Annotated in this window: 25 protein-coding genes and 2 pseudogenes; 19 read left to right on the top strand and 8 right to left on the bottom strand. The window is 72.0% G+C overall.

What is annotated here, in order from left to right:
* Window positions 1–47: 47 nt before the first annotated feature.
* Window positions 48–641, top strand: a complete 594-nt coding sequence (locus L2C96_RS05005) for a TetR/AcrR family transcriptional regulator (RefSeq protein WP_237335325.1) — start codon at window positions 48–50, stop codon at window positions 639–641.
* Window positions 642–714: 73 nt separating this feature from the next.
* Window positions 715–1,246, top strand: a pseudogene (locus L2C96_RS45490) (transposase family protein); the annotation flags it as partial.
* 73 nt (window positions 1,247–1,319) lie between these two features.
* On the opposite strand, the gene L2C96_RS04995 reads toward L2C96_RS45490, so the two are convergent.
* Together L2C96_RS04995 and L2C96_RS04990 are read right to left on the bottom strand one after the other, a co-directional pair.
* Window positions 1,320–1,652 (bottom strand): glyoxalase superfamily protein, encoded by a 333-nt coding sequence (locus L2C96_RS04995; protein ID WP_237335323.1) that lies wholly within the window; start codon window positions 1,650–1,652, stop codon window positions 1,320–1,322.
* A 29-nt stretch (window positions 1,653–1,681) separates the two neighbouring features.
* Entirely contained in the window at window positions 1,682–2,059 is a 378-nt protein-coding gene (locus L2C96_RS04990) for a VOC family protein (RefSeq protein ID WP_020416021.1), read from the bottom strand.
* 63 nt (window positions 2,060–2,122) lie between these two features.
* Here L2C96_RS04990 and L2C96_RS04985 point away from each other — a divergent pair, with 63 nt between their 5' ends.
* The gene (locus tag L2C96_RS04985) at window positions 2,123–2,716 is read left to right on the top strand and encodes a cysteine hydrolase family protein (RefSeq protein ID WP_020416020.1); all 594 of its coding nucleotides are present in this window, start codon (window positions 2,123–2,125) and stop codon (window positions 2,714–2,716) included.
* Between the two features lie 65 nt (window positions 2,717–2,781).
* Window positions 2,782–3,912: an NAD(P)-binding protein gene (locus L2C96_RS04980; RefSeq protein WP_237335322.1), complete on the top strand. Its 1,131-nt coding sequence runs from the start codon at window positions 2,782–2,784 to the stop codon at window positions 3,910–3,912.
* A 3-nt stretch (window positions 3,913–3,915) separates the two neighbouring features.
* Here L2C96_RS04980 and L2C96_RS04975 read toward each other — a convergent pair whose 3' ends face one another.
* Both L2C96_RS04975 and L2C96_RS04970 read right to left on the bottom strand, forming a co-directional pair.
* Window positions 3,916–4,308, bottom strand: coding sequence for a hypothetical protein (locus L2C96_RS04975; RefSeq protein WP_020416018.1), 393 nt, complete (start codon window positions 4,306–4,308; stop codon window positions 3,916–3,918).
* Window positions 4,309–4,331: 23 nt separating this feature from the next.
* Window positions 4,332–5,168 carry a DUF1206 domain-containing protein gene (locus tag L2C96_RS04970; RefSeq protein ID WP_051123455.1) on the bottom strand — a complete coding sequence of 279 codons (837 nt, stop codon included), beginning with the start codon at window positions 5,166–5,168 and terminating at the stop codon, window positions 4,332–4,334.
* Between the two features lie 245 nt (window positions 5,169–5,413).
* Here L2C96_RS04970 and L2C96_RS04965 point away from each other — a divergent pair, with 245 nt between their 5' ends.
* The 10 genes from L2C96_RS04965 to L2C96_RS04920 all read left to right on the top strand — a co-directional run bounded on the left by L2C96_RS04965 (window position 5,414) and on the right by L2C96_RS04920 (window position 14,865).
* Complete coding sequence (locus tag L2C96_RS04965; RefSeq protein ID WP_237335321.1) at window positions 5,414–5,887, top strand: MarR family winged helix-turn-helix transcriptional regulator; 474 nt, start codon at window positions 5,414–5,416, stop codon at window positions 5,885–5,887.
* 72 nt (window positions 5,888–5,959) lie between these two features.
* Window positions 5,960–7,357, top strand: coding sequence for an MFS transporter (locus L2C96_RS04960; protein WP_084505991.1), 1,398 nt, complete (start codon window positions 5,960–5,962; stop codon window positions 7,355–7,357).
* A gap of 8 nt (window positions 7,358–7,365) precedes the next feature.
* On the top strand, window positions 7,366–8,499 hold the full coding sequence (locus L2C96_RS04955) for a M24 family metallopeptidase (RefSeq protein ID WP_020416014.1): 1,134 nt from the start codon (window positions 7,366–7,368) through the stop codon (window positions 8,497–8,499).
* On the top strand, window positions 8,499–9,449 hold the full coding sequence (locus L2C96_RS04950) for a hypothetical protein (protein WP_020416013.1): 951 nt from the start codon (window positions 8,499–8,501) through the stop codon (window positions 9,447–9,449). Before L2C96_RS04955 ends, L2C96_RS04950 begins: the two co-directional genes overlap by 1 nt.
* Window positions 9,446–10,525: an ornithine cyclodeaminase family protein gene (locus tag L2C96_RS04945; protein WP_020416012.1), complete on the top strand. Its 1,080-nt coding sequence runs from the start codon at window positions 9,446–9,448 to the stop codon at window positions 10,523–10,525. Before L2C96_RS04950 ends, L2C96_RS04945 begins: the two co-directional genes overlap by 4 nt.
* A complete protein-coding gene (locus L2C96_RS04940) occupies window positions 10,522–11,016 on the top strand; it encodes a LeuD/DmdB family oxidoreductase small subunit (RefSeq protein WP_020416011.1) in 495 nt (164 codons plus the stop codon). Before L2C96_RS04945 ends, L2C96_RS04940 begins: the two co-directional genes overlap by 4 nt.
* Window positions 11,013–12,281: an aconitase/3-isopropylmalate dehydratase large subunit family protein gene (locus L2C96_RS04935; RefSeq protein ID WP_237335320.1), complete on the top strand. Its 1,269-nt coding sequence runs from the start codon at window positions 11,013–11,015 to the stop codon at window positions 12,279–12,281. Before L2C96_RS04940 ends, L2C96_RS04935 begins: the two co-directional genes overlap by 4 nt.
* On the top strand, window positions 12,278–13,462 hold the full coding sequence (locus L2C96_RS04930) for an aconitase family protein (protein ID WP_237335319.1): 1,185 nt from the start codon (window positions 12,278–12,280) through the stop codon (window positions 13,460–13,462). Before L2C96_RS04935 ends, L2C96_RS04930 begins: the two co-directional genes overlap by 4 nt.
* Entirely contained in the window at window positions 13,459–13,956 is a 498-nt protein-coding gene (locus L2C96_RS04925) for a LeuD/DmdB family oxidoreductase small subunit (protein WP_020416008.1), read from the top strand. The genes L2C96_RS04930 and L2C96_RS04925 overlap by 4 nt, the downstream gene beginning before the upstream one ends.
* A gap of 195 nt (window positions 13,957–14,151) precedes the next feature.
* Complete coding sequence (locus tag L2C96_RS04920; RefSeq protein WP_237335318.1) at window positions 14,152–14,865, top strand: class II glutamine amidotransferase; 714 nt, start codon at window positions 14,152–14,154, stop codon at window positions 14,863–14,865.
* Here L2C96_RS04920 and L2C96_RS04915 read toward each other — a convergent pair.
* On the bottom strand, window positions 14,858–15,733 hold the full coding sequence (locus L2C96_RS04915) for a LysR family transcriptional regulator (protein ID WP_237335317.1): 876 nt from the start codon (window positions 15,731–15,733) through the stop codon (window positions 14,858–14,860). The genes L2C96_RS04920 and L2C96_RS04915 overlap by 8 nt on opposite strands.
* Before the next feature lie 78 nt (window positions 15,734–15,811).
* Here L2C96_RS04915 and L2C96_RS04910 point away from each other — a divergent pair, with 78 nt between their 5' ends.
* Window positions 15,812–16,780, top strand: coding sequence for an EamA family transporter (locus L2C96_RS04910; protein ID WP_237335316.1), 969 nt, complete (start codon window positions 15,812–15,814; stop codon window positions 16,778–16,780).
* Here L2C96_RS04910 and L2C96_RS04905 read toward each other — a convergent pair.
* Window positions 16,727–17,860 (bottom strand): annotated as a pseudogene (locus tag L2C96_RS04905) (FAD-dependent oxidoreductase); the annotation flags it as partial. The gene L2C96_RS04910 and the pseudogene L2C96_RS04905 overlap by 54 nt on opposite strands.
* Before the next feature lie 124 nt (window positions 17,861–17,984).
* On the opposite strand from L2C96_RS04905, the gene L2C96_RS04900 reads away from it, so the two are divergent.
* Window positions 17,985–18,419, top strand: coding sequence for a nuclear transport factor 2 family protein (locus L2C96_RS04900; RefSeq protein WP_237335315.1), 435 nt, complete (start codon window positions 17,985–17,987; stop codon window positions 18,417–18,419).
* Window positions 18,420–18,422: 3 nt separating this feature from the next.
* Here L2C96_RS04900 and L2C96_RS04895 read toward each other — a convergent pair whose 3' ends face one another.
* Window positions 18,423–19,055 (bottom strand): LysE family translocator, encoded by a 633-nt coding sequence (locus L2C96_RS04895; RefSeq protein ID WP_237335314.1) that lies wholly within the window; start codon window positions 19,053–19,055, stop codon window positions 18,423–18,425.
* Window positions 19,056–19,257: 202 nt separating this feature from the next.
* The gene (locus L2C96_RS04890) at window positions 19,258–19,761 is read right to left on the bottom strand and encodes a MarR family winged helix-turn-helix transcriptional regulator (protein WP_237335313.1); all 504 of its coding nucleotides are present in this window, start codon (window positions 19,759–19,761) and stop codon (window positions 19,258–19,260) included.
* Window positions 19,762–19,910: 149 nt separating this feature from the next.
* Between L2C96_RS04890 and L2C96_RS04885 the strand changes: the two genes are divergently transcribed.
* Genes L2C96_RS04885 through L2C96_RS04875 form a run of 3 tightly spaced genes read left to right on the top strand, consistent with a single transcriptional unit; the run spans window position 19,911 to window position 22,995 of the window.
* Window positions 19,911–20,957 carry a 2,5-dihydroxypyridine 5,6-dioxygenase NicX family protein gene (locus L2C96_RS04885; protein WP_020415999.1) on the top strand — a complete coding sequence of 349 codons (1,047 nt, stop codon included), beginning with the start codon at window positions 19,911–19,913 and terminating at the stop codon, window positions 20,955–20,957.
* Window positions 20,954–21,727: a maleate cis-trans isomerase family protein gene (locus tag L2C96_RS04880; protein ID WP_272882004.1), complete on the top strand. Its 774-nt coding sequence runs from the start codon at window positions 20,954–20,956 to the stop codon at window positions 21,725–21,727. The genes L2C96_RS04885 and L2C96_RS04880 overlap by 4 nt, the downstream gene beginning before the upstream one ends.
* Window positions 21,724–22,995, top strand: a complete 1,272-nt coding sequence (locus tag L2C96_RS04875; protein WP_237335312.1) for an FAD-dependent oxidoreductase — start codon at window positions 21,724–21,726, stop codon at window positions 22,993–22,995. Before L2C96_RS04880 ends, L2C96_RS04875 begins: the two co-directional genes overlap by 4 nt.
* Window positions 22,996–23,022 lie beyond the last annotated feature (27 nt).

The following is a 23,022-nucleotide window of genomic DNA, read 5'->3' as shown; positions in this document are numbered from 1 at the left end:
CATAAGCGTGCTGGACCGCACGGTCAAGAACTCGATATCCTGTCCGCATGGCACGACCGCGATCGTTCGACGAGAAGCAGGTGCTGAACGCCGTCCGTGATCAGTTCTGGGACGCCGGTTACGCGGCGACCTCGCTGGAAGACCTGATGCGCGTCAGCGGCCTCGGCAAGGGCAGCCTGTATGCGGCGTTCGGCGACAAGCGCCAGCTCTTCCTCCGGGCGCTGCGCGCCTACACCGACGACAACCACCGCCGTCTCCGGGAAGCCCTCGCCGAGGCGCCACGGGCCCTGGACGCACTGCGCATGCTCCTCGAAGCACCGGTCGACGACTCGCCTGGCGTGCGGCGTGGCTGCCTGCTGGCCAACAGCACCAGCGAACTCGGTAACGCCGATCCGGAAGTCCTCAACCACGCCCACCGCGCCTACGAGACGACCACCGCGCTGATCGGCGACTGCGTCGCCCGCGCCCAACGCGAGGGCGACCTGCCGGCCGGAACGGAACCGATCGAACTCGCGCGGGCTCTCCTGGCCGCGCAACAAGGGCTCGTGTTCATGAGCCGGACCGGGCTGGACACGGCCACGCTCACCGCCACGGCACGATCACTGGCGGCTCGGCTCCTGCCGGACCACTCCGGCGCCTGAACCGCCCGTTCGCACTAGAGACGGACGAAGGGTGTTCAAGACCCGTTTGTGACGACAGACCTGAACACGACCGCTTGGCGGGCCAGCGTCGGCTGGCCGGCCACCGAAGCTGACCGACGCCGAGGTGGTCACCCTGGCCGTGGCTCAGGCGTTGCTGGGGTTCAACTCCGAGGCCCGGTGGTTGCGGTTCCTGCCCGTCCGGGTGCCCGGCGCGTTCCGGTACTTGCCCGGCCAGTCCGGCTACAACCGTCGCCTGCGTGCCGCGTCGCCACTGGTCAAACAGGTGATGCGCTGGCTCGCAGCCGATACCGACCTGTGGACCGACGCCACCTGGATCGTCGACTTCACCCCGGTGGAGTGTGGCCGCTCCCTGCCCACCGTTCGACGAGCGGCAGGTACTCATGGTGATCTGCGACCACGAACCCCACCTGCGCGCCGAGGGCCCCGGACTGCTGATCATCGCCGACAAGGGCTACGTCTCCCGCGAACTCGACCACTACCTCACCGAGCGCGGCGTCCGGCTGATCCGCCAGCTCATCGAATCGGTCAACGACACCCTCAAAGGCCAACCCACCACCCGATCCCTGACCGCCTACGACCACTAACAGACTTACGCATCACTCCTCTAGGCCTTGCCAACCTGGATGAACCTGCCGGTTGCCGGGCCCGGCGCAGCGCTCACTCCGTCGGCGTGCCGATCCGCAGCCGGTTGCCGTCGGGGTCGCGCAGCTCGATCTCCCGCGCCCACGGAGCCTCCTCCGCCGGCACGCCGAACGCGGCGGCGATGGCGTCCACATCCCGCAATCGCAGGTAGACCAACGTGTCCGGGCGCGCGTCCCCCGTGTGTTCCGACAGGAACAACCGCACGCGACCCCTGGCAACCTCGACAAAAGCGGGCAGCTCCGGTTCGAAGCGGTGCTCCCACTGCTTGGTGAACCCCAGCCGCTCGTACCAGGCGACCGCCGCCGCGGCGTCCGCCACCCGCAGGATGGGGATGACTTCCTCGTCCACGCGGCCATCGTCGCAGACCCGGCGCGCGGTCAGCCCCCGTACGGCTTGGTGATGATCTCCAGCCGGTGCCCGTTCGGGTCGTTCCAGTACACGCCGCGCCCGCCGTCGTGGTGGTTGATGCGGCCCGGCTCCCGGCCGAACGGGTCCGCCCAGTACTCCAGCCCGCGCGAGGTGATCCGCTCGAAGATGCTGTCGAACTCCGCGTCGCTCACCAGGAAGGCGTAGTGCTGGGGGTGCACCGGCCCGTCGGTGCCGACCACGTCCAGCGACACCTCGTTCGAGGTCTGCACCACCAGGAACGGGCCGTACGGCACCGGATCCGGCAGCCCGAGGATCTCCGTCAGGAACTTCGCCGTCGCCTCCCGGTCGCGGGCCTCGACGATCGTGTGGTTGAGCTGGACGGCCATGGCCTGCTCCCTTCCCCGCAGAAACTTCTGCCTCCCACTGTAGGCCGCCGATAGGCTCGGGAGATGACCGTCGAACACAGCGCCGTGCTCGCCCTGCACTGGCAGGTCAACGTCATCAAACCGGAGGGCTTCTTCGGCGGCATGCTCGCCGCGCCCGTCGAGCGCAGCGGGGTCGTCGGCCGCGCGGTCCGGTTCCACGAGTGGGCCGCCGGCGCCGGCATCCCCATCTACTTCACCCGCTTCACGATCCCCGAGGACGAGGGCAGGCTCGTGCGCAACACCGCGTTCATGACCGCCGTCGGCCAGGCGCAGGAGCAGTTCCGGCCCGGCGCCGCGGGCACCCAGCTCATCCCCGAAATGACCCACCTCGCCAAGCCCGACCACGTCGCCGACAACCAGAAGCTCTCCGGGCTCGCCGGCAACGACCTCGCCGCCCGCCTCGGCGACGCCGGCATCACCACCCTGTACGTCACCGGGGTGGCCACCAACCTGACCGTCGAGCAGACCGCGCGCCACGCCACCGACCTCGGGTTCGTCGTCCACCCGGTGAGCGACTGCGTGGCCGCCGCCGACGAAACCGTGCACCTGGCCTCGCTGGCCAACCTCGACCTCGCCACCGCAGGTTGCCGCACCGCCGCCGAGATCACCGCCGGGTAGCGCTGTCACATCCGCCGCCGCCGTCTCGTCCGGGAAACGATCACTGATTTCCCGGGGAGGGACCCATGGTCGAGGTGACGATCATCGGCGGCGGGACCGGCGGGCTCACGGCCGCCATCGCCGCGGCGGAAGGCGGCGCGCGCGTCGTGCTGCACGAAGCGCACCGCGAACTCGGCGGCCGCGGGCGCACCGCCGCGCCGCCCTACCGCGTCAACGAGGGGCCGCACGCGTTCTACCGGGGCGGCCCGCACTGGAAGTGGCTCGACCGGCGCAAGCTGCTCCGCCCGCTCGCGCCCATCCCGCCCGCCGAGGGGCTGCGGCTGCGCTACCACCACGAGGGCCGGCTGCGGCGGCTGCCACCACTGGGGATGCTCCGGCAGGTGCTGCGCCGGGAAGCGCCGTCCGACCAGGACTTCTTCACCTGGGCGAGCGCGCTGGCCGATGAGCGGACTGCCCGGGTCGCCGCGAACTACGTGGCCGTGGCGACGTTCCACCACGACCCCGGGTCGCTGTCGGCCGCTTTCACCCAGGAGCGGCTGCACCGGGCCGGGAAGTTCCCGCCCGAAGCGCACTACGCTCGCGGCGGCTGGGGCGCGGTCCTGGACCGGATGGGCGCGCTGGCGGCCGAGCTCGGCGTGAAGATCGAAACCGGATCACGCGTCGACACCCTGCCCACCGGCGGCCCGGTGATCGTGGCGACCTCGCTCGACGCCGCCCGCACCCTGCTCGGCGACGACGGCCTGCGCTGGCCGAGCGGGCGGACGACGCTGGTCGACGTGGCGGTCCGGACCCGGCGGGGCGACGCGTTCGCGGTGTCGGACCTGGACGCGCCGGGCTGGGTGGAGCGGTTCACCGCGCAGGACCGCACGCTCGCCCCCGAGGGGGAGCAGCTGGTCCAGGCGCAGATCCCGATCGCGCCCGGCGAGGGCAAGTCCGACGGGCTCGCGCGGGCGCACCACCTGCTCGACCTCGGCTACCCCGGCTGGCGCGAGCGGACCACCTGGACGCGCACCGCCGTGGCCGCGGGCCGCACCGGTGCGGTCGACCCGCCGGGGACGAGCTGGCGCGACCGGCCCGCGATCGCGCGCGGCGACGGGGTGTTCCTGGTGGGGGACCAGGTGGCGGCGCCGGGGGTGCTCAGCGAGGTGTCGTTCACCAGCGCGTTGCGGGCGGTGCGGCTGGCGCTGGGGGAGTGAGGGTCAGAACTCGTCGCCGGTGGACAGTTCCTTCTCGAACGTGTCCGCCTGCGCGACGACCGACAGCAGCGGCCGCTCGAACTCCTCCCGCAGGTGCAGCGACGTCAGCGGCACGGTGTGCTTGATGAGCGCCACCCCGTCCACGATCGCGGCGCCGCCGACCGACGAGCCGCCGGCCAGTTCGAGCAGGCGGCGCAGGTCGATCTTGTCGGCCCAGCCGACGGCCGAGGAGATCTCGGCCCACTCGGCGCCGTCGACGTCGGGCAGGTGGTGCACGGTGACCTGCTGGGTGCGGCCGCCGTCGGTGTCCAGGCGGAAGCGCAGCCAGTGCTCGCTCTCCTCCAGCACCTCGTACCGGATGCGTACGTAGTTGATGACGTCCGTCCAGATGGTCACGGGCGTCAGCTTAGCCAGAAGGCTCAGCTCTTGTGTGCGCGCGCCGCGGCGAAGCAGTAGATGCCGAACGCCGCCAGCCCGATCGCCACCATGGCCAGCAGCACGACGCCGTAGGGCTGGGCCGCGAGCGTGCGGAGCGCTTTGTCGACCCCGCCCGCCTGGCCGGCGTCCGAGCGCAGCGCGGCGTACCCGAGCAGGCCGCCGATGATCGCGTACACCACGCCCTTGGCGACGTAGCCCGCCGAGCCGAGCCACTCGACCCACTTGCGGGTGCCCGTCGGCAGGTCCGGCAGGTCCAGGTCCTTGAGGAAGCTGCGCTTGAACCCCTTGACCGCCGCGGCGACGCCGACCGCGACCACCGCCGCCCCGGCGACCGCGACGAGCGCCTGCCCGGCGGGCAGCTGGAGCAGCCGCGCGGTGAACTCCTGCTGCGGCTGGTTGCCGCCGGCCGAGCCGCTGCCGGTGGCGAGCCGGATCGCGGTGTAGGCCAGCGCAAGGACCACCACACCCCGCGCCGCGGACCCGGCGCGCTTGCGCATCCGCTTGCCCCGCTTCGGCACCCACGTGTAGCCGCGGGCGGCCATCATGAACTGCCACACCCCGAACGCGATCAGCCCGATCGCGAGCACCCACAGCACCACCTGGCCGGCCGCGGTGGACCCGACCTCCTGCAGCGCGCCCTTCTGGTCGGCCTCCTTGCCACCGTCCCCCGCCGCGACGCGGATCGCCAGGTAGGCGACCACCAGGTGGACCAGACCCCAGCAGACCATGCCCGCGCGCCCGGCGGCCTGCGCCGCGGAACGGCCTCTCACCCGCGCCGGACGGCCCGTGGTTCTGTTCGTCGCCGCACTGCTCGTCATCGATGCGCCTCCTCATCCACCCCCCGACCATCACTCGATCGGGGGTACCCCGGAGGTGGTGCCGCTATGCCCGGCCGGCGTCGTGTCGGGAAAGGACGGTGCCGGCGGTGACCGCGAGGGCGACCAGACCCGGCGGTGCGGAGTCCCGGACTGCTCGCGGCTTTTTGGCTCTTGTCTTCGGCGGCCCGCGCCGGGTACCTTCAGCTACGACAACATTTCGGGTACCGAACAGTTTGGTGGGCGAAGTGAGCGACGAAACCGACCGGCCCGCGCCGGACAGCATGGCCGGGCAGTCCTTCGACGAGGTGCTGCTCTCGTTCGCCGGCCGTCTGACCCGGTTGCAGACCGAGATCCTCGCCGGACTGGACGTGCCCCTGACGATCCGGCAGTACCGGATCCTGACCCGGGTGGGCGCGGGCCACACGTCGCTGATGGCGCTGTGCCGCCTGGCCCACCGCAACCCGCCCACCATGTCGGAAAGCGTCAACAAGCTGGTCAAGCAGGGCCTCCTCACCCGCGAGACGAAGGCGGCCGACCGGCGGACCATGGCGCTCGCGCTCACCCCGGAGGGGCGCGAAGCGCAGGAGGCCGGCCGGCTGGCGCTGGAGAAGTTCAGCGCCGAGCTGACCGCGGGGCTGGACGAGCGGATCAAGGACGATCTGCTCACCGTCATGCACCGCATCTACACCGAGACCGAAAGCCGTCTCGACGACCGCTGACGGCCGGGCGCGCCGGCCCGCTCGTCGCGGGCCGTGAATCAAGGGTGTTCGTACACAGAGAGGTGTCCACCCATGCCCAGATCAGGCAGTACGGACGCGCAGTTGCTCCACCGCCTGGACCACGCCGCGTTCACCCCGCAGCACACGCGGATCTACCTGACCGCGATCGCGGGTCATTTCTTCGACGGATTCACCATCAACCTCACCGGTTTCGTCCTGCCGGGCGTGATCGCGGCTTTCGCGCTCACCAGCGGCGAGGCCGGTGCGCTCAGCTCGGCGCTGTTCGCGGGCATGCTGGTCGGCGCCGCGGTCGCCGGCATCGCCTCCGACCGGCTCGGCCGCCGGTACCCGCTCGCCTGCGCGATCCTCGTGTTCGGCGGTTTCTCGCTGCTGGCGGCCGTCGCCTGGAGCTACCCGGTGCTCGTGGCCGCCCGGACCGTCCAGGGCGTCGGGCTGGGCGCCGAGATCGCCATCGTCCTGCCCTACATCGCGGAGTTCGTGCCCATCCGCCGGCGCGGCCCGATGGTCACCCTCGCCACGGCCGCCTGGCTCATCGGGCTGCCGGTCGCCTCCGCGGTGGCCGTCGGCATCGTGCCCGCGCTGGGCTGGCGCTCGATGTTCTTCGTCGGCGCGATCCCCGTGCTGATCGCCGCGCTGGTGGCGCTCACGCTGCCGGAATCCGTGCGGTACCTGCTCTCCCGCGGACGCCGGGAGCAGGCCGGGCGGATCGTCGACCTGCTCACCGGCGCCCCGGTGGGGACGGGCGCCGCCGAACCCGCTTCCGCGGTGCGGCGCGAGCCCACGGGCTCGGTGCGCAACCTGGTGCGCGGCAGGTACCTGCGCTTCACGATCACGCTCTGGGTGATGGAGGTGTGCGCCGGAGCGTTCCTCTACGGACTGTCCACCTGGTTGCCCACCGTGCTGAAGTCCCGCGGCATCGGCCTGTTGTCGAGCTTCGCCTACACGGGCATCATCACCGCCTCCGGAGTCGCCGGCGCCGTCATCGCGGGACAGCTCGTCAACCACATCGGCCGCCGCTGGGCCCTGGCGCCGGCGTTCCTGGTCAGCGGGGCGCTGTGCCTGGTGTGGGGCGCGGTGCAGGGGACGGCCGCCGTGGTGCTGACCGGTGCGCTCGCCACGTTCTTCGGCAGCGGCATCGCCGGCAGCACGCTGTTCGTCTACGCCAGCGAGCTCTACCCGACGGCGAACCGCGCCACCGGCCTCGGCTGGGCGGCCGCCTGGCAGAAGGTCGGCGGGCTGCTCATGCCGGTCACCGTGGGGTTCGTGCTCTCCTGGCACGCCTCCTCCTACGTCTTCTTCGTGCTCTTCGCCGTCCTCTCCGGCATCGCGGCCCTCGCCGGGCTGATCGGGACCCTGGAGACCCGCGGCAAGAGCGTCGAGGAGATCGCCGCCGAACTGTCCACTCCGGACCGGCCCAGTCACCGGCCCGCACCGACCACTGTGGAATAGGGGAACGAATGACGACCGATGAACAAGAGCGGGACCTGCGTCACCGCAAGGTGCGGGACGCCATGGCCGAGACGGGCCTGGACCTGCTGCTCGCATTCGGACCGGGCTGGCGCCGGGAGAACGTGCGGTACCTGTCCGACGCCAGGGTGACCGGCAGCGCCGCGTTCGTCGCACTGCCCGCCACCGGCGAGGCGAGCGCGTACTCGACGCGGCGGCAGGACGTGGCGGAGATCGCGGGCCGCGGCTGGGTCACCGACGCGCACTTCCTCGACCCGGCCGAGCCGGGCGAGTTCCGCACCCGGCTCGGCGACAGCCGCGCGCGGCGGATCGGCATCGCCCACTACGAGCTGCTGCCCTCGATGCTGCTCGACCTCGTCCGGGAAGCGCTCCCGGCCGCGGAGATCGTGTCGGCGACGGCGTTGCTCGACCAGGCGCGCCTGGTGAAGAGCGAGTGGGAACTGGCCCGCATGCGGCGCAGCGCGAAGGTGTGCGCCGCGGGGTGGCAGGCGTTCGTCGACGTGCTCGAACCCGGCCTGCCCGAGTACCGGGTGGTGGCCGCGGTGGAGGCCGAGATCAAACGGCTCGGCGCCGAGGACAACTTCATGCTCATCGCCTCCGGCAAGGACGAGGTGCGCGGCATGACACCGCCCTCGGACCGCCGGCTGGAGGACGGCGACATGGTGCGCACCGAGCTCACCCCCCAGATGGACGGGTACTGGCTGCAGATCTGCCGGTCCGCGGTCGTCGGGACCGCCAGCGACGCGCAGAAGCGGTCGTTCGACCTGTTCAACGAAGCGGTCGACGCCGGGATGGCGGTCGTCAAGCCCGGCGTCACCGCGCACGAGGTCGCGGTGGCGCAGAACGACGTGTTCCGGCGGCACGGCTACGGCGAGTACTGCACCAGCCAGTACACGCGGGTGCGCGGGCACGGGCACGGGCTGCACATGGACGAAACGCCGATCATCGAGGGCAACCACACCGTACTGCCGGAGAACTCGGTGTTCATCATCCACCCCAACACCTACACGCCGATCGCCGGCTACCACGTGCTCGGCGATCCCGTCCGCGTCACCGCGGACGGCTGCGAGGTCCTGGTCGAAACCGAGCGCAAGCTCTTCCAAACCAACGAGGTGAACGCCTGATGAAGCGAGGTCTCGTCGTCCGCGATCCGGGGGAGATCCCGGAAACCGAGTGGCGCCAACGCATCGGCGCAGTGCGCGAGCAGCTGACCGCGGAGGGCGTCGAGGTCGCGCTCTGCTACGGCGACGTGCACCGCTCCGACGACATCGCCTACCTGACGAACCTGTGCATCTACTGGAACGAGGGGATGCTCGCGATCCCCGCCGACGGCGACCCCGCGCTGCTGACGAAGCTGTCGCCGCGAGTGCATCCGTGGATGCGGCGCACCTCGACCCTCACCGAGCTGCGCAGCGGCAAGGCGTTCGGCGCGCTGGTAGGCGGTTTCCTCGACGACCGGCAGCCCGGCACGCTCGGCCTTGTCGACGCCGCCCTGTGGCCGGCCCCGCTGATCGAGGAGGTCAGCGCCGCGGCTCCCGGCTGGGTGGTGCGTCCGCTCGACGGCCTGGTCCGGCGGTTCCGCCTGCGGCCGTCCGAGGCCGAGAAGACGCTGTTGCGGCAGGCGGGAACGGCGCTCGCCGGCGCGGTGTCGGCGGCCACGGTGAGCGGGCTGTCCCACCGGGAACGGGTCGCCGCCGCCGAACTCCATGCCCGCGACGCCGGGTTCACCGACGTGCTCGTCCGGGCGAGCGACACGTCCGTCGAGATCACCGGGCAGTACCGCACCAGCTGGCTGCGCGTGGCCCGGGACCCGGCCCTGGCGGCGGATCTGCGCGCCGCGGTGGGCGCCGTGGCCGACGGGGTGCGCACCGGCGACGTGCCTGCCCGCGTGGTGCACCACGCCGACCTGTCCACCGACGGCGAGTACCTCGGCCGATCGCCCGACCGCGTGCTGGGCGCCGGTGAGGTGGTCGTGGTCGCCGTCGAGCGCGGCGACGCCGTGGCGGCCGACACCGTGCTCGTCACCGCCACCGGCGCGGAATCCCTGACCGGAAAGGAAGTTCTCGCATCATGAGAATACTGTCGAACGCGGATGTCGAGCAGGTCCTCACCCCAGCAGAGACCATCGGTGCGCTGGAGACCGCCTACCGCGAGCTCGCCTCGGGCCTGGGCGCGAACCGGCCCCGCAACCACACCTACTTCCCCGTCGAGGACCCGCGCCACCCCGGCTTCCGCTACCGCTTCAAGTCCCAGGAAGGCGGCAATGTCTCCAGCGGTGTGTGGGCCCTGCGCATCACCTCGGACATCGCGGGCGTGGAGACCCTGCCCAGCGGTGTCCAGCGCCGCAGGCTGATCCCGGCCGCGCCCGGCGGCCGCTACGTCGGGCTGGTCACGCTCTACAGCATGGAGACCCTGGAGCCGCTGGCGATCCTGCACGACAGCTTCATCCAGAAAATGCGCGTGGGCGCCACCTCCGCGCTGGGCATCCGGGAACTGTCCAACGCCGACGTCCGGGTGGCGGGCATGTTCGGGTCGGGGTGGCAGGCCGAGGCGCACCTGGAGTGCCTGCTGATGGTGCGGCCGGACATCGAGGAGGTGCGGGTCCACAGCCCGACCCCCGAGCACCGCAAGACGTTCGCCAAGACCTGGAGCGAGCGCACCGGACGGCGGATCGTCGCGGCCGAGACTCCGCGCGAGGCCGTCGAGGGCTGCGGGATCGTCACCTGCGCGACCGCGGCGATGGACCCGTGCTTCGACGGGGCCTGGCTCGACCCGGGCACCCACGTCACCGCGATCACCTCCCCGGACGGCACCGCGACCCGCCGCGAGCTCGACGACGCGACGTTCGACCGCGCGGACCGGATCGTCGTGCTCTCCCGCGAGCAGGTCCACCACGACAAGCAGTTCGACATCCTCGGCCCCGTGGAGCGCGGGCGGATGAAGTGGGAGGACATCAAGGAGCTCGGCGACATCCTGCTCGAGGACGGTCCCGCCCGCGCTCGCCGCGACGACGTGACGATCTTCGCCAACAACACCGGCATGGGCATCCAGTTCGCCGCCGTGTGCGCTCGCGCGCTGAAACTCGCCGAGCAGCGCGAACTCGGGCACGTCGTGCCCACCGACTGGTTCCTGGAGGAGACGAGCCCGTGAGCGAGACCCGAACCGGAGGCGCGCCGATCGTGTTCGGCGACGACGTGAACACCGATGTGATCATCCCCGGCCGGTACCTGGTGAGCATCGACCCGGAGGAGCTGGGCGAGCACGCGTTCGAGCCGCTCGGTCCGGACGTCCAGGAGCACCTGCGGCGCAGCGACGTCGTGGTCGCCGGGCGCAACTTCGGCTGCGGCAGCGCCCGCGAGCAGGCCGCGAGCTGCCTGATCGGCGCCGGCATCAAGGCCGTGGTGGCCGCCTCGTTCTCGCGGGTGTTCTTCCGCAACGCCATCAACACCGGCCTGATCGCGGTGGAGTGCCCCGGCGCGGTCGCGGCCGTCGACGGCGCCACGCCCGTCTGGGTCGACCCCGAAGCCGGCGTGGTGGAGGTGGGCGAGCGGAGGTTCTCCTTCGCGCCCTATCCCCAGGGCATCCAGGACATCCTGGCCGCCGGCGGTCTGATCCCCTACCTGATGCGGAGGAACGCATGACCGCGAAGACGTTCGCGCAGAAGGCGCTCGAGCGCGCCTCGGGCGAGACGGACCTCGACCCGGGGCAGATCGTGGACGCCTACCCCGACCTCTACATGAGCCACACGGCGAGCTGGCGCTGCATCCGGACGCTGGAACGCATGGGCGTCTCCGAACTCTACGACGTGGACCGCATCGCGATGGTGATGGACCACATCTCGCCCGCCCAGACGGCGAAGACGGCCGCCGACCACCAGCTGTGCCGCGAGTTCGCCGCGAAGATGGGCGTGCGGAACTTCTTCGACGTCAACGCCGGCATCGCCCACATCGTGCTGATGGAGAAGGGGCTGATCAAACCCGGGCAGCTGGTGATCGGGACCGACTCGCACTCCACGATCTACGGCGCGCTGGGCGCGTTCGGCACCGGCGTCGGGTTCAGCGAGATCACCGCCGCGTGGGTGACCGGGAAGTTGTGGATGAAGGTGCCGCAGAGCATCCGGATCGACGTCGACGGCGAACTGCCGCCAGGGACCTACCCGAAGGACGTCATGCTGCGGCTGATCGGCGACCTCGGGGCCGACGGGGCCACCTACTGCTCGGTCGAGTTCGGCGGCTCGTTCACCGGGGCGATGTCGGTGTCGGAGCGGATGACGTTCTGCAACCTGGCGATGGAGATGGGCGCGAAGAACGCCTTCGTCGCCCCGGACCCGACCACCCTGGCCTACCTCGACGAGGCGGGCGCCGGGGACTACGAGGTGCTGTTGCCCGATCCGGGCGCGCGGTACGAGCGGCAGCTCACGGTCGACGCGTCCACGTTGCAGCCGCAGGTCGCCGTCCCGCACACGGTGGACAACGTCGTCGGCGTGGACGAGGTCGCGGGCACGAAGGTGAACCAGGTGTTCATCGGCTCGTGCGCCAACGCCAAGTACGACGACCTCGCCATCGCCGCCCGGGTGCTGGCCGGGCACCGGGTGGCCGACGGGGTGCGGCTCATCGTCACCCCCGCCTCGGCCACGGTGATGGCCAGGGCGGCGGCCGACGGGATCCTCGGCACGCTCATCGAAGCGGGTGCGATGGTCACCAACCCGGGTTGCGGCGCCTGCGCCGGTAACGGCGGCGCGATGGCCGACGGCGAGGTCACCTTCTCCACCGCCAACCGCAACTTCCAGGGCCGCATGGGCAGCTACGACTCGAAGATCTACCTGGGCAGCCCGGCGACGGCGGCGGCGACCGCGATCCGCGGCAGCATCGCCCACCCCGCCGAGATCGTGGCGGTGGCGCGATGAACACCGTCGAGAAGATCCTGGCCCGCGCCGGCGGGCGCTCCTCGGTCGAGCCCGGCGAGATCGTGATCGCGAACGTCGACCGGCTGATCATGCACGACCTGTCCGGCTACCTGACCGCGGGCGTGTTCGACCGCATCCCCGGCGCCCAGGTGCGTTACCCGGACCGGGTGGTGATGGTGTTCGACCACCAGTTCTCGCCGCCGACCGAACGGCAGGCGGAGGTGCTGGAGTTCAACCGGGAGTGGGCACGGCGGCACGGCATCCACCTGTTCGACTGCGGCAGCGGGAACATCCACCACGTGCTGGTGCGGCGCGGCCTGGTCAAGCCCGGGATGATCGTGGTCGGGTCCGACAGCCACACGCCCGTGCACGGCACGGTCGGCGCGCTCGCGGTCGCACTGGGCAACGACTCGCACGCCGGCACCGTGCTGCCCTACGGCAAGGCGTGGTTCAAGGTGCCGCAGACGGTGCGCATCGAGCTGTCCGGCACCCCCCGGCCGGGCACGACGCCGCGTGACATCGCGCTGTGGCTGGTCGGGCGGATCGGCGAGGGCGAGCTGAACTACGCGGCCCTGGAGTTCGCCGGGCCGTACGTCAAGCAGCTGGAGTTCTGGGACCGCTGGCTGTTCCCGCTGCTGTGCGTCGACCTCGGGGCCAAGTGCGCCTTCGCCGAACCCGAGGGCACCGGAGAGCCGGCGCGGGTGCTGCGGTTCGATGTCGGCGAAGTGGTGCCGCAGGTGGCCTGCCCGCCCACGGTCGGCAATGTCCGCCCGGTCGGCGAGGCCGCGGGCACCCCGGTCGGCTGGGCCGAGCTCGGCGGGCACGGCGGCGGGCGGCTGGAGGACATCCGGACCGCGGCCGCCGTGCTGCGGGGACGGAGGGTGCACCCGTCGGTGCGGTTCAACATCGTGCCCTCGAGCCGCGAGGTGTTCTCCGAGGCGATGCGCGAAGGGCTGGTGTTGCCGCTGCACGAGGCGGGCGCGACGTGGTTCCCGCCCAGCACCGGGTCGAACCAGGCCATCAACATGGGCGCGATGGCGGCGGGGGAGCGGATGATCTCGACGCATTCGCGCAACTTCCCCGGCCGCAACGGCAGCCCGGAGGCGGAGATGTACCTGGCGTCCGCGGCCACGGTCGCGGCGTCGGCGGTCGCCGGCGAGATCACGGAGGTGGCAGCATGAGGTTCACCGGGCGCTGCTGGAAGTTCGGCGACAACATCCCGACCGACCGGCTCGTCAAGTCGGAGCACGTGTTCGAGCCGATGGCGGAGATCGTCAAGCACGTGCTGGAGGACCTCAACCCGGAGTTCCCGAAGCGGGTGCGGCCCGGCGACATCGTGGTGGCCGGGCGGCACTTCGGCCAGTCCTCCGGCCGGGCGATCGCGACGAAGGCCCTGAAGGCGACCGGCATCGGGTGCGTCGTGGCGGACACGTTCGCGCGGACGTTCCACCGCAACTGCTTCGAGATCGGCCTGCCCGCGCTCGCGCTGGACGGGGTGAGCACGCTGGCAAGTGACGGTGACGAGCTCACCGTGGACATCGCCACCGGGGAGTTCCGCAACGAGACCACCGGCGCGACACGCACGGCCGAGCCGGCGGACCCGTTCCTGCTCGAGATGCTCGAAGCGGGCGGGCTGATCAAGCTCGCGGCGCAACGCAGCGAGTTGTTCGCCTGAGCAGGCCAGGGGACGGGGTGGCCGCCCACCCCGGCCCCGTGGGGCGCGGTCAGCGGGACGGCGCGCCCAGCCCGGGTGCCGGACCTCACCCGTCGCGGACGAGGACCGCGGATCGCGTGGCGGCGACAGTGGGGGAGTGCTTGCCGACGTGGGAGGCCCGATATGTGTCGCTGGCTGGCGTATTCCGGTTCGCCCGTGCGCCTCGACGAGCTCCTCTACAAGCCCGCGAACTCGCTCGTCCTGCAGAGCAAGCACGCGCGCCTTGGTGCGGAAACCACGAACGGGGACGGGTTCGGTGTCGGGTGGTACGGCGACGTGCCGACTCCGGGGGTGTTCCTGAGCACCGAACCCGCCTGGAACGACCGCAATCTCCGGGAGATCGCGGCGCAGCTCGAATCCGGGCACGTGTTCGCGCACATCCGCGCGTCGACCGGATCGGCGGTGCAGAAGACGAACTGCCATCCGTTCCGCCACGGCCGCCGGCTGTGGATGCACAACGGGCTCGTCGCCGGGTTTCCCGCCGTGCGACGCGAGCTCACCCTGGCCGTCGACCCGCTGGTCTTCCCGGAGATCCAGGGGTCCACGGACTCGGAGATCCTGTTCTACCTCGCCGTGACCTTCGGCCTGGAGGCCGATCCGGTCGCCGCGGTGGCCAGCGAGGCCCGGTCGAGGTCGCTGTTCCACAGCGTCGACGTGTCCACGCTCCGGCACCAGTACCCGGACAACCCGGCGCTGCACGTGCTGTCCGACGACGCGCGGCTCGTGGTGTCCGAGCCGCTGGGCGAACTGCGTGGCGCGTGGCGGGAGGTGCCCGAGTCCACGTGCATCGTCGTCCACGGCGGCCGCGAAGAGCTGCGCCCGTTCACTCCGGTGGCCCCAGCGGCAGCGACCGCGGACGGCGTCAACTGACCGGTACCCCCAGCACCTCGAGAAAGGCGGCGGCCGCCGGGGTGAGGCCGGCTGTGCTCCAGACCAGGTGCTCGACCCGGCCGGGCGCGTCGGTGACCGGCACCGTCGCCACGCCGGACAACTGCGGCGCGTACGTCGACGGCAGCATCGCCACCCCGAGGCCCTCCCGGATCAGCCCGGCCATCAGCTCGGCCGTCGTCACCTCGAACGCCACCTCGCGGTGCAGACCGGCCGCGGCGAAGGCCTGGTCCGACTGGGCCCGACCCGGCGTGCCCGCCGTGAAGTCGACGAACTGCTCCGCCGCGAGCGTGGCCAGATCCACCGACGACCGCCCCGCCAGAGGGTGCCCGGGCGCGACCACCGCGACGTGCCGGTCCCGCGCCAGCTCGTGTCCCCGCACGCCCTCGGGCCGCGCTGTGACGGGCAGGCCGAGGAACGCCAGGTCCAGCGCGCCCTGCCGGACCTGCTCGACCAGTTCGTGGCTCGCCGCCATCCGCAGGCCGACCCGCACCTGCGGGTACCGCCGCCGGAACTCGCGCAGTGCGGCAGGCAGGTCGACCGCCGCGACCGTCGGGATCACCCCGAGGCTCAGCCGCCCGCGCACCTCGCCCACCGCGGCCGCCACCTCCGCCGCCGCCCGCTCGGCGAAGTCCAGGCACTGCCGCGCCGCGGGCAGGAACGCCGCGCCCGCCGCGGTCAGCCGCACCCGGCGGCTGGTGCGGTCGAACAAGCGCGCGCCCAGCTCTCGCTCCAGGCGGGCGATCTGGTGGCTGAGCGCCGACTGCACCACGAGGCACCGCTGCGCGGCACGGGTGAAGCTGCCCGTCTCGGCCACCGCGACGACGTAGCGCATCTGCTGGAGTTCCACCCATCCATCGTGCATCACGATGGATCACTTGACGAACATGTGTTGGACTCATCGATCGCGGACGCCAAGACTGGAACCGTGAAACTCCGCGACACCGCACTCGCCGCCTTCGCGCCCGTGGTCTGGGGCTCGACCTACGTCGTCACCACCGAACTGCTGCCGCCCGCGCACCCGATGTTCGCGGGCCTGCTCCGGGCGCTGCCCGCGGGCCTGATCGCCCTCGCCGTCACCCGGACGCTGCCGCGCGGCGCCTGGTGGTGGAAGGCCGTCGCGCTCGGCGTGCTCAACATCGGCCTGTTCTTCCCGCTGCTGTTCGTCGCCGCCGAACGGCTCCCCGGGGGCGTCGCGGCGACCCTGGGCGCCACGCAGCCGCTGGTCGTGGCCGTGCTCGCCGTCGCGGTGCTGCGGGAAAGCCCGTTGGCGTGGCGGTTCGCGTGGGGCGTGACCGGCGTCGTCGGGGTGGGCCTGGTCGTGCTCGGCCCGGCCGCCGGCTTCGACGCGGCCGGGATCCTGGCCGGGCTGGGCGGCGCGGCGACCATGGCGCTGGGCGTCACGCTCACCAAGAAGTGGGGCCGCCCCGCCGGGGCCGGTCCGACCGCGTTCGCCGCGTGGCAGCTGACCGCGGGCGGGCTGTTCCTGGTGCCGGTGACGTTCCTGGTCGAGGGCGCGCCACCCGCGGTCGACCTGCCCGCCGTGCTCGGCTACGTGTGGCTCGGGCTCGTCGGCGGGCTGCTGGCGTACGTGCTGTGGTTCCGCGGGATCACCCGGCTGCCGGTGACCTCGGTCGCGGTGCTCGGCCTGCTGTCGCCGATGGTCGCCGCGCTGCTCGGCGTCGTCGTGCTGGGGCAGACGCTCGGGCCGGTCCAGCTCACCGGGTTCGCGCTCGCCCTAGCGGCCATCGTCGCCGGGCAGCGTTCCGGAGTGCAGATCCGCGAGCACGGCCGCGGCGGCGCGGCGACCGGACACCAGCGCGCCCTGGATGGAGCTGGTGTCCCGGTGGTCACCGCACACGTAGCGGCCCGGCGCGAGCCGAACCGGCTGCCGTAGCGGGTGGCCGGCCGGCATGACCGGCAGCGCCCGCGCGATCGCGTAGGTCTCCACCAGCTCCCAGTCCGTGGTCGTCGTGTCGTAGACCTGCGCGAGCGTGGTCCGCACGTGCGGCTCCAGCTCGTTGCCGGTGTCGCAGCGTTCCGGCACCGACGCGGCGACCAGCGTCTGCCCCGGCGGCGCGTACCCCGGCGCGACCGCGCTGATCACCGCCGTGTTGAGCAGCAGTTCGCCGCTGTCGGTGAGCAACGTCGGCTGCCGCAGCGGCGGGCGGCCGCTCGTCCGGTAGTAGTAGGTCGTCACCGCGTGCCAGTCCGGCTCGGGCACGCCCAGCAGGGCCTCGGGCGCGGCCACCACGACCGCCCGCGCCCGCACCTCGCCGCGGTCGGTCGTGACGCCCTCGCCGGAGATCCCGGTCACTCGCACTCCACATCGGACGGTCCCGGGCACCAGGTCGCGGGCGAGCAGGTGCGGCAGCGCGCCCATCCCGGACGCGGGCAAGGCGCCGCCGCCACGCAGGAAGCTCCGCCACACCAGGTGGAACGCCCGCGCCGAGGTCCGCAGTGGACGGTCCAGGAACACGCCGGCGAGGAACGGGCGCAGCACCTCGTCGACCGTCCGCGGGCTGACCCCGCGGCGGGCCAGGTCCTCGGAGATTGTCGAATCCCCGCCCGCTTTGAGCCGACGGGCGGGCGCGAGCACGTCCCGCGCCGACATCGCCAGCAGCGCCGCGACATCCCGTGGCCGCCCGGCGCCGAAGGCGAGCAGGTCCCGCGCCGCGTTCCGGTGCCGCCACGGCGGTGCGAGCGCCTGCCCGTCCGCGACCACCCCGGGAGTGAAGTACTGCAGCCGCAGCTCCGAGACGTCGACCATCTCGCGCACGGCCGGGTAGGCGGGCAGCAGCACCTGGAACCCGCGGTCGAGGCGGAAACCGTCGATCACGTCGGTGCGCACCCGGCCGCCGATGTCGTCCCCGGCCTCGCAGACGAGCACGTGCAGCCCGGCGCGCTGCAGGGTCCGGGCCGCGGCGAGCCCGGCCAACCCCGCGCCGACCACGACGACCTCGGCCCGCTCCACCATGTCCGCCCTCCTCGGAGCGGGACTACCACGGACCGCGCGGGCGCAACCCTCGCGCCAAGAACCGTGCTATCGTTAGCGGCACAAACATTTGTCGGCCTAATGAAATATCAGGAGTCGAGATCCCATGATCGCCACCGAAACCCGAATCCGCGAACTCGCCGACCGCGCCGAACTCGCGGACCTCGTCGCCCGCCACAGCCTGTGGATCGACGAACACCGCTACGACGAAACCGACCGGCTGTTCACCGAGGACGTCGTCGTCACCTCCGCGCGCGGAGAGGCCAAGGGCATCGAGGCGCTCGTCGACCTCGCACGCTCGAACCACGACACCTACGCCCGCACCCTGCACAGCAAGTCCAACCTCGTCATCGACGTCGACGGCGACACCGCCACGGTGCGGGCCCACGACATCGCGGTGTTCGTCCTCGACGACAAGACCGAGGCCATCGCCGCCGGGATCCACCACTACCGGGCGCGCCGCACCGAGCGGGGCTGGCGCTTCGACCACCTCGTGATCAGCCCGGTCGCCCTGACCGACGGCCTCGACCGGGCCCTTTGACAGTCACCGGCTCTCCGCGGCCATCCGCACGCCGAGGGCGACCAGAACGGTCCCGCTGATCGCGTCGAGCCTGCGGCGCACCGCGGACCGGCGGAACCACCCGCCTGCCCGGCCCACGGCGGCCGCCAGCGCCAGGTACAGCACGGTCTCCAGGGCCACCTGGAACACGGCGAGCAGCGCGGTCGTGGCGAACAACGGCCGGCCGTCGGGCACGAACTGCGGGTAGAACGCGATCATGAACGCGGCCGCTTTCGGGTTCGCCAGCATGACGAGCGCGCCCTCGGCGAAGGCCTTGGCCCAGCCCTTGGCCGACGCCGTGGGCGGCTCGTCAGCGGGCGCGGCCGGGCGCCACGCCGACCGCCACGCCTTGACCCCCAGGTAGATCAGGAACGCGGCGCCGACGATCCGCAGCACGAGGAACGCGACCTCGGACGCGGCGACCAGTGCTGCGAGCCCCGCCGCGGCGAACAACGCCCACAGGTACAGCCCGGCTTCGAGGCCGAGCACGGTCGGCACGGCTCCGCGGAATCCCCGCACCGCCGCCCGGCGCAGGATCAGGGCCATCGCCGGCCCCGGGGAGGCCGAAATCAGGACCACGGCCAGGGCGAAGGCGGGCAGCACCGCGAGGAGATCCATGCCCGGCATCCTGCCCGCGGCGCGACCGTGGTCTCAAACGAAATCGGAGTAAGGCGGCGCGACCGTGATCGCCGCGGCGGCCCGGACGGCGCGGCCAAGCCGGCGCAGCCGAATCCGGCGTGAGCGTCGGGACGGCCCGTCGTGCCGCGCTGCGTCCCGGCGCGCACAGCGACTGCGCGTCCCTTGACCGGGCGAGCGGTCGTCAGTCCAGCTCGTCGAGCGCCGCCACGGCTTCCCATCGCGCGCCCAGCGTGTTCAGCAGCCCCGCGACGTCGACGTCGCCCGAATCCGAGCCGAGCAGCGCCTTGTCCAGGCGGCGCGCCCGGCGGTTCACCTGAGTGAGCACCGCCGAGCCCTCCTCGGTGAGCGACAGCAGCTTGCGGCGCGCGTCGCGGGGCGACTCGACCCGCCGGATGAGGCCGCGTTGTTCGAGCCTGCGGCACAGGTCCGCCATCGTGGACGTGTCCAGCGCGACCGCCCCGGCCAGGGAGCTCTGGTCGCTCCCGGGGTAGGCGCGCACGGCGGACAGCACCGCGAACTGGGGACCGGTCAGCACCGGGTCCACGTGGCGGTTCCACGCGGCCAGGTAGGCCTGGTACATGCGGCGGGCGCCGTAGCCGGGGGCGGCCAGGAGATCCGGGGGCGGCGCCGGTGTGACGGCCGGGGCTCCCCGGCCGCGTCGGCCTGCCCGCACTGGCTCACCCATCAAGACCCTCCCCATGACTTCAGGCTCGCGGCTTCCCGTGATCCTACGTGTCCGGACTATTGCGCTCGTGTTGCAGTCCTGCTTCTCGCCCGCGAACTCTTGCGTATCCGGATAATACGTGTTCGGATTATAGGCGGAGGTGGTCACCGATGGACCAGAACCTGTTCAACGACATCTGCTTGCGCCAGCTGACGTTCTCCGGGGTGCACGAGGGCGAGACCGTGGTCGTGCTGACCCGCGGCGGCGAGCGGGCCGAGTACGCCGACGCCTTCCTGTGGGCCGCCCAGCAGCTGGGCGCCGCGACCTACCACATGCGACTGCCCTCGCCGGTCAGCGCGTCCGGCGCCTGGGCGGTGGGCGACTCCGGGCTCGGCAACATCCCCCGCGCGGTCGAGGCGCTCAAGGACGTCGACATGGTCGTCGACTGCACGTTCCTGCTGTTCAGCAAGGAACAGTTCGCGATCCAGGAGGCCGGCACGCGCATCCTCACCGCCGTCGAGCCGCCCGAGCTGCTGGCCCGCCTCATGCCCACCAAGGAACTCCGCGAGCGCGTGGAGATCGGCGCGGAGCTGCTGGCCAAGGCGAGCACCATGCGGATCACCAGCCCGGCGGGCACCGACGTCACCTACCGGCTCGGCGTGTACCCGACCATGTCGGAGTACGGCTACACCGACACCCCCGGCCGCTGGGACCACTGGCCCGCCGCGTTCGTGTTCACCGGCGGCGCCGACGACGGCGTCGACGGCAAGATCGTGCTCTCGCCCGGCGACGTGCTGCTGCCGTTCAACACCTACGTGCAGACCCCGGTGGAGATCACCATCGAGGAGGGCTTCATCCGCGACATCCGCGGCGGCGCCGGATCGTCCGGTTTGGACGCCGACCTGCTGCGCTCCTACATCGAAAGCTTCCACGACCCCCGCGGCTACGGGATGAGCCACGTGGGCTGGGGCCTGGACGAACGCGCCCACTGGCACGGCCTGACCCAGTTCCCCGGCGGCATGGGCATGGAACTGCGCAGCTTCTACGGCAACGTGATGTTCTCCATCGGCCCCAACAACGAGCTCGGCGGCCCCAACGACACGCCGTGCCACTTCGACATCCCGATGCGCGGAAACTCGCTCTACCTCGACGACGAGCTGATCGTCGACGCCGGCGAGCTGACCGTCAAGGACATGCGCCCGGCGGAGAAGCGATGACCGACCACCACATCGGGATGATCGTCCCCAGCTCGAACCTCACCATGGAGACCGAGCTGCCGCGGATGCTGCGCGCCCGTGAGGAGACCGAGCCGGGGGACCGGTTCGTCTTCCACTCCGCGCGCGCCCGCATGCAGCACGTCGACCCGGAGCAGCTGCGCGCGATGAACGCCCAGGCCGGGCGCGCGGCGGCCGAGCTCGCCGACGCCCGCCCGGACGTGGTCGCCACCGCGTGCCTGGTGGCGATCATGGCGCAGGGCCCCGGGTACCACTGCACCGCCGAGGACGACATCACCCGCGTCCTGCGCGCCGAGGGCTGCGCCGCGCCGGTCGTGTCCAGCGCGGGTGCGCTGCTGTCCGGCATCGCCGCGCTCGGCGCGCGCAAGATCGCGATCATCACGCCCTACCTGAAGCCGCTGACGCAGGCCGTGGCCGACTACATCGAGGACGCCGGGGTCGAGGTGGTGGACGCGCTGTCGCTCGAAGTACCGGACAATCTCGCCGTGGCCCGGCTGGACCCGGCCGACCTGCGCGAGCACCACCGCAAGCTCGATCTGTCCGGAGTGGACGCGCTGGTGCTGTCCGCGTGCGTGCAGATGCCGTCGCTGCCGTCGATCCAGCCTGTCGAGGACGAGATCGGGATCCCGGTCCTGTCGGCGGCCACCGCGACCACGCACCGGATCCTGACCGAGCTCGGGCTGGAGCCGCGCGTGCCCGGCGCCGGGCGGCTGCTCGCGGGCACGGGCGACGAGACGAGGAGGCCGGCATGAGCGCGAGCCAGTCGTTCGAAGTCGTGGTCGTCGGCGGCGGCCTCGGCGGCCTGTGCGCGGCCTTGTCGCTGCGGCAACGAGGACTGCGGGTCACCGTGGTCGAAGCGGCGCCGCAACTCGGCGAGATCGGCGCGGGCATCCAGACCGCCCCCAACGCCAGCCGCATCCTCATCGGACTGGGCCTGCGCCCCCAGCTCGAACGGGTGCGCACCGAGCCGCAGGACCAGGTCCGCCGCCGGTGGGCCGACGGCAGCATCATCGCCCAGCTGCCGCTGGGACAGCGGGTCACCGACACCTACGGCGCCCCGTACTGGCACTACCACCGCGCCGACCTGCACGGCGTGCTGCTGGACGCGTGCGTGGACCCGGACGGCCACGGCCCGGTGGTGCAGGTCGCGACCGGTGCGCGGGTCGTCGAGCTGGACCGCGCCCAGCCGGAACGCCCGTCCGTGATCACCGCTGACGGCCGCCGCTTCACCGGCGACGTGGTGATCGGCGCCGACGGCATCCGCTCGGCCGTGCGCGACCTCGCCGGGTTCGACGACACCCTGGTGTTCTCCGGCGAGATGGCCTACCGCGCGCTGATCCCCGGGGACCTGGTCGCCCAGGACCCGGCCACCCGGTTCCTCGTCGACCGCTACCACTCGACCATCTGGTACGGCCCGGACAAGCACCTCGTGCACTACATGATCCGCGGCGGCCAGTACCTCAACGTGGTCGCGATCGTGCCGTGCAGTGAGACGATCGAACGGGAGTGGAGCGGTCCGGCGACCGCCGCCGAGCTCGCGGCGGAGTACCAGGACTGGGACGATCGGGTCCCGACCGTGTTGTCGAAGGCCAAGGACGAGGACGTGTCGGTGTGGGCCATGTACCGGCGCCGGCGTGACCCGGTGTGGGTGGACGGGCGGGTCGCCCTGCTCGGCGACGCCTGCCACGCCATGCTGCCCTACCAGGCGCAGGGCGCCTCCCAGGCGATGGAGGACGCCGCGGTGCTGGCCGAAGAGCTGGGCCGCGTCACCCGCGACGGGATCGACGGCGCCCTGATCCGCTACGTCGACCGGCGCGCCAAGCACGCGGGGATGGTCCAGGACGCCTCCCTGCAGAACATGAGCTTCTACCACCTCCCCGACGGCCCCGAGCAGCGCGAGCGCGACGAGAAGCTGCGCCGGTTCGACGGCGAGTCCGACGTGTCCTACGACTGGCTCTGGAACGGCAGCCCGCTCACCGATCCGGACACCGAGTCCATCCACTACCAGTTCGCGCGCTGAGGCGGGCGACTGGCCGACAACGGCAAC

The sequence above is a fragment of the Amycolatopsis tucumanensis genome, assembly GCF_021654135.1.
Classification (GTDB): Bacteria; Actinomycetota; Actinomycetes; order Mycobacteriales; family Pseudonocardiaceae; genus Amycolatopsis_E; species Amycolatopsis_E tucumanensis.
The sequence above is the reverse complement of the archived record's forward strand: the minus strand, read 5'-3'. Positions and strand labels throughout refer to the sequence as shown.

What these genes read in the sequence shown, in the direction of transcription:
- L2C96_RS04885 (WP_020415999.1), top strand. Translation starts at nt 19,911, where the DNA reads ATGGACCAGAACCTGTTCAACGACATCTGCTTGCGCCAGCTGACGTTC.
- L2C96_RS04880 (WP_272882004.1), top strand. Translation starts at nt 20,954, where the DNA reads ATGACCGACCACCACATCGGGATGATCGTCCCCAGCTCGAACCTCACC.
- L2C96_RS04985 (WP_020416020.1), top strand. Translation starts at nt 2,123, where the DNA reads ATGACCGTCGAACACAGCGCCGTGCTCGCCCTGCACTGGCAGGTCAAC.
- L2C96_RS04890 (WP_237335313.1), bottom strand. Translation starts at nt 19,761, where the DNA reads ATGGGTGAGCCAGTGCGGGCAGGCCGACGCGGCCGGGGAGCCCCGGCC.
- L2C96_RS04970 (WP_051123455.1), bottom strand. Translation starts at nt 5,168, where the DNA reads ATGACGAGCAGTGCGGCGACGAACAGAACCACGGGCCGTCCGGCGCGG.
- L2C96_RS04980 (WP_237335322.1), top strand. Translation starts at nt 2,782, where the DNA reads ATGGTCGAGGTGACGATCATCGGCGGCGGGACCGGCGGGCTCACGGCC.
- L2C96_RS04925 (WP_020416008.1), top strand. Translation starts at nt 13,459, where the DNA reads ATGAGGTTCACCGGGCGCTGCTGGAAGTTCGGCGACAACATCCCGACC.
- L2C96_RS04945 (WP_020416012.1), top strand. Translation starts at nt 9,446, where the DNA reads ATGAGAATACTGTCGAACGCGGATGTCGAGCAGGTCCTCACCCCAGCA.
- L2C96_RS04895 (WP_237335314.1), bottom strand. Translation starts at nt 19,055, where the DNA reads ATGGATCTCCTCGCGGTGCTGCCCGCCTTCGCCCTGGCCGTGGTCCTG.
- L2C96_RS04950 (WP_020416013.1), top strand. Translation starts at nt 8,499, where the DNA reads ATGAAGCGAGGTCTCGTCGTCCGCGATCCGGGGGAGATCCCGGAAACC.
- L2C96_RS04900 (WP_237335315.1), top strand. Translation starts at nt 17,985, where the DNA reads ATGATCGCCACCGAAACCCGAATCCGCGAACTCGCCGACCGCGCCGAA.
- L2C96_RS04960 (WP_084505991.1), top strand. Translation starts at nt 5,960, where the DNA reads ATGCCCAGATCAGGCAGTACGGACGCGCAGTTGCTCCACCGCCTGGAC.
- L2C96_RS04930 (WP_237335319.1), top strand. Translation starts at nt 12,278, where the DNA reads ATGAACACCGTCGAGAAGATCCTGGCCCGCGCCGGCGGGCGCTCCTCG.
- L2C96_RS05005 (WP_237335325.1), top strand. Translation starts at nt 48, where the DNA reads ATGGCACGACCGCGATCGTTCGACGAGAAGCAGGTGCTGAACGCCGTC.
- L2C96_RS04955 (WP_020416014.1), top strand. Translation starts at nt 7,366, where the DNA reads ATGACGACCGATGAACAAGAGCGGGACCTGCGTCACCGCAAGGTGCGG.
- L2C96_RS04990 (WP_020416021.1), bottom strand. Translation starts at nt 2,059, where the DNA reads ATGGCCGTCCAGCTCAACCACACGATCGTCGAGGCCCGCGACCGGGAG.
- L2C96_RS04875 (WP_237335312.1), top strand. Translation starts at nt 21,724, where the DNA reads ATGAGCGCGAGCCAGTCGTTCGAAGTCGTGGTCGTCGGCGGCGGCCTC.
- L2C96_RS04935 (WP_237335320.1), top strand. Translation starts at nt 11,013, where the DNA reads ATGACCGCGAAGACGTTCGCGCAGAAGGCGCTCGAGCGCGCCTCGGGC.